Raw genomic sequence first — 4,227 nt, forward strand, 5'->3', positions numbered from 1 at the left:
CCCCACTCCCCCCGTCCGACGCCACCCCCGAGGACCTGCGCGCCGTCGAGGAGCTTGCCCAGGCCCGCAACGCGATCGTCGAGCAGATTGAAAAGCGCGTCGTCGGGCAGCGGGACGTGGTGGAGCACCTGCTGATTTCGCTCTTCAGCCGCGGCCACTGCCTCTTCGTGGGCGTGCCCGGCCTGGCGAAGACGCTGCTCATCTCCACGCTGGCGGACGTGCTCAACCTGTCCTTCAACCGCATCCAGTTCACGCCGGACCTGATGCCCTCGGACATCACGGGCACGGACATCCTGGAAGAGGACAAGACCACGGGCCGCCGCTCCTTCCGCTTCATGCAGGGGCCGCTGTTCGCGAACATCATCCTCGCGGACGAGGTGAACCGCACGCCGCCCAAGACGCAGGCCGCGCTCCTCCAGGCGATGCAGGAGTACCGCATCACCGCCGGTGGCCGCACGTACCCGCTGGAGCTGCCCTTCCTCGTCTTCGCGACGCAGAACCCCATCGAACAGGAGGGCACCTATCCCCTCCCCGAGGCGCAGCTGGACCGCTTCATGTTCCTGGTGGACGTGGGCTACCCCACCGCCGAGGAGGAGGTGCAGATCGTCAAGAGCACCACCGCCGGCGCGCCGCCGAAGCTGGAGAAGATCCTCTCGCCCGAGCGCATCCTCGCCCTCCAGGAGCTGGTGCGCCGCGTGCCGGTGCCGGACCACGTGGTGCGCTACGCGGTGGAGCTGGTGCGCCACACGCGTCCCAAGGAAGCGGGCGCGCCGGACTTCGTGGCGAAGAACGTGTCGTGGGGCGCGGGTCCTCGCGCGAGCCAGTACCTGGTGCTGGCGGCCAAGGCGCGCGCCATCCTCAACGGCCGCTTCGTGGCCACGGTGGAGGACGTGCGGGCGCTGGCGCGGCCCGTGCTGCGCCACCGCGTGCTGCCCAACTTCACCGCGGAGAGCGACGGCATCACGTCCGTGAAGCTCATCGACCAGCTCCTCACGGTGGTGAAGGGCTAGGCGCCTCCACCCCATGCCGCTGCTCGACGCCCAGACGCTGTCCCGCCTCCAGGGCGTGAAGCTGCGCGCCCGCGCCGTGATGGAGGGCGTGCTGTCCGGCCTCCACAAGAGCCCCCATCAGGGCCAGAGCGTGGAGTTCGCCGAGCACAAGGAGTACGCCCCCGGCGACGAGCTGCGCCACCTGGACTGGAAGGCCTACGGCAAGTTCGACAAGTACTACGTCAAGCGCTTCGAGCATGAGACGAACCTGCGCTCGGTGATGGTCGTGGATGCGTCCGCGTCCATGGGCTACCAGAGCGGCGCGATGTCCAAGCTGGAGGTGGCCAAGACGCTCGCGGGCGCGCTCAGCTACCTGCTCGTGCGCCAGCAGGACGCGGCGGGCCTGGCCCTCATGGTGGGCGGCGCGTTCAAGGACGTGCCGCCCCGCGCCTCCGCCGGGCACCTCAACGTGCTGCTGGACGCGCTGGAGCACACGGAGGCCAAGGGCCCCACGGACCTGGGCAGCGCGGCGGATCACCTGGCGGAGGTGCTGCCCCGGCGCTCCACCGTCATCGTGCTGTCGGACCTGCTGGATGAGCGGCAGGAAGCGCTCAAGCGGATCCTGGCGCTGCGGCAGCGCAAGAACGACGTGGCGGTGTTCCACCTGGTGGACCCCGCGGAGCTGACGTTCCCCTTCGACGACCCCACGCTCTTCCTGGACATGGAGGGCGAGGGCCGCATCGAGGTGAACCCGCGTGAAATCAAGCAGAGCTACCTGGAGGAGTTCGGCGCGTTCCTCGCGGACGTGAAGGCGAAGTGCGCCGAGGCCGACGTGGACTACGAGCTGGTGCGCACCGACGAGCGGCTGGACGAGGTGCTGTTGCGCTTCCTGGGACGTCGAGGGAGGCGCCGGTGACGTTCGGCAACCCGTGGTTCCTGCTGGGCGCGCTGGGTGCGCTCATCCCCGTGCTGGTGCACCTGTTCGACCGGCGCCGGCCCCGGGCGCATCCGTTCGGGCCGCTCGCGTTCGTGCTGAGGAGCCAGAAGCGCACGGCGAGCCGGCTCAAGCTGAAGCGGCTGCTCTTGTACACGCTGCGCACGCTCATCCTGCTGGCGATTCCCATCGCGCTGGCGCGGCCGGAGTTCACCCGCGACGCGCAGGCGGCCACGGTGACGCGCGGACCCGCCGCCACGGCGGTCATCCTGGATGCGTCGCTGTCCATGCGCTGGTCGGACGGCACGTCGAACTTCGAGAAGGGCCGCGACGAGGCGCGCGACGCGCTCAAGGACCTGCTGCCGGAGGAGCCCGCGACGGTGATGGTGTGCACCGGCGCGCCGGAAGCGCCCCCGCCGCCGGGCTTCGACCGGGCCCGGCTGCGCGCGCTGGTGGACGAGGCGAAGCCCACCTACGGCACGGCGGACCTGTCGCGCTGCCTGGACATGGCCGCGCGGTCGCTGGAGGAGAACCCGATGCCGGGCAAGCGCCTGGTGGTGGTCTCCGACATGACGGCCTCCGGCTTCCGGCTGGAAGCGCCGCCGCCCACGGTGAAGGGGCCCACGGGCACGATGGTGAAGCCGGAGGTCGTGCTGCGCGACGTGGCGTCCGGGCGCGAGTCGCTGGACAACCACGCGCTGGTGGACCTGCGGGTGGAGCCCGCGTTGCAGGCGGGGCCGCGCGCGTACCAGTTCACGTTCACGGTGCGGAACTTCGGGACGAAGCCGGCCAAGGACCTGGAGGCCGCGGTGCGCGTGGGCGAGTCCACGCTGGCCAAGGGCTTCGTGGATGTGCCCGCGGGAGGCACGACGCAGAAGACGCTGACGGTGCGCTTCCCGCAGGGCGGCACGGTGGTGGGCCAGGTGACGCTCGCGCCGGATTCGCTGGCGGAGGACGACCGGCGGTCCTTCGTGCTGCCGGTGCCGCGCGGGCTGAAGGCGCTGGTGGTGAACGGCTCGCCGCACGCGACGCGCTACCGGGACGAGGCCTTCTTCGTGGACGCGGCGCTCACGTCGCCGGGCTCGCCGGTGGACGTGGCGGTGCGCGACGCGGAGGTGGGCCTGCGTGAGGACTTCAGCGCGTATGACCTGGTGCTGCTGCTCAACACGATGGCGCCGTCGGAGGAGGAGGCGCAGAAGCTGACGGCCTTCGTGGAGAACGGCGGCGGCCTCTTCGTGAGCGTGGGCGACCACGTGAACCCGGAGGCGTACAACTCACGGCTGGGCACGCTCCTGCCGCGCCCCCTGCGCCTGGTGCGCACGAGCGCCGAGCGCGAGGACCCCGACGCGGAGACGAAGACGGCGAAGCTGGCGCAGGTGAAGGTGGACCATCCGCTGTTCGCGCCCTTCACGGGCCGCGCGGAGGAGGGGCTCATCGGGGCGCGCTTCTACAAGTACATGCTGCTGGAGGCGGACAGCCCGTCCGCGCCGGGCACCAGCCAGGTGCTGGCCACGTACGAGGACGGGGCGCCCGCGGTGGCGGTGGCACGCCGGGGCAAGGGGCGCGTGGCGCTGTTCACCAGCACGGTGGACCGCGACTGGAGCGACTTCGCCATCCGGACGAGCTTCCTGCCGCTGATGCAGCGCTTCGCCGCGTACCTCACGGGCTCGCTGGAGGAGCGCGAGGAGGTGCGCGTGCGCGTGGGCGAGACCGTGACGTTGCGTCCGGAGGGCACGCAGAAGGTGGCGGGCGTGCGCGCGCCGGATGGCAGCGAGGTGCCGGTGAAGGCGCAGCCGGACGGTTCGTTCGTGGCGGGGCCCACGGTGGAGCCGGGGGTGCACTCGGTGCTGGGCGCGGATGGGAAGCCCGTGGCCGCGCTGGACTTCGCCGCCACGCTGGACCCGGCGGAGAGCGACCTGACCCGCGTGCCGCAGGACACGCTGACGGCCTACTTCGGCGAGGACACGGTGAAGGCCTCGACGGGGGACGCGGACAAGCCCGCCGTGCCGCTGTGGACGTGGCTCATCCTGGCCGCGTGCCTGGCGTTCTTCTTCGAAGGCACGCTGCTCCGGAAGTAGCCCCGGCCGCCTGCCGCCCGAAGGAATCCAAAACCTGTCCGACTGTCGGACAGGTTTCCGCCGCTCGGCGGGAGCGGCCCCTCGGCCACGGTCTCCCAGACCTGTCCGACTGGAGGGTTGCGCGAAATAAGGAGTCCTGGGGGGAGGGTAGAGAGGAGATGAAGCCGGAAGAAGGACGCCCCTGCCCGCCAGCGAAGCCGCCGAGGCGGCGCATTCCGAAGGACCC

The 4,227-nt window shown here is 71.1% G+C and carries 3 protein-coding genes; all 3 read left to right on the plus strand.

All coding sequences use genetic code 11. The annotated features are described in order from the left end of the window. A partial coding sequence (locus tag D7X32_RS43430; protein WP_208752744.1) for an AAA family ATPase occupies positions 1–1,010 on the plus strand: 1,010 nt, incomplete at its 5' end. A 13-nt stretch (positions 1,011–1,023) separates the two neighbouring features. Next, complete coding sequence (locus D7X32_RS43435; RefSeq protein WP_120608345.1) at positions 1,024–1,905, plus strand: DUF58 domain-containing protein; 882 nt, start codon at positions 1,024–1,026, stop codon at positions 1,903–1,905. Further along, complete coding sequence (locus D7X32_RS43440; protein ID WP_120608346.1) at positions 1,902–4,001, plus strand: BatA domain-containing protein; 2,100 nt, start codon at positions 1,902–1,904, stop codon at positions 3,999–4,001. The genes D7X32_RS43435 and D7X32_RS43440 overlap by 4 nt, the downstream gene beginning before the upstream one ends. Positions 4,002–4,227 lie beyond the last annotated feature (226 nt).

The organism is Corallococcus carmarthensis, assembly GCF_003611695.1.
Taxonomy (GTDB): domain Bacteria; phylum Myxococcota; class Myxococcia; order Myxococcales; family Myxococcaceae; genus Corallococcus; species Corallococcus carmarthensis.

Excerpts from the sequence above, each read along its gene's own strand:
- D7X32_RS43435 (WP_120608345.1), top strand. The coding sequence starts at position 1,024 with ATGCCGCTGCTCGACGCCCAGACGCTGTCCCGCCTCCAGGGCGTGAAG.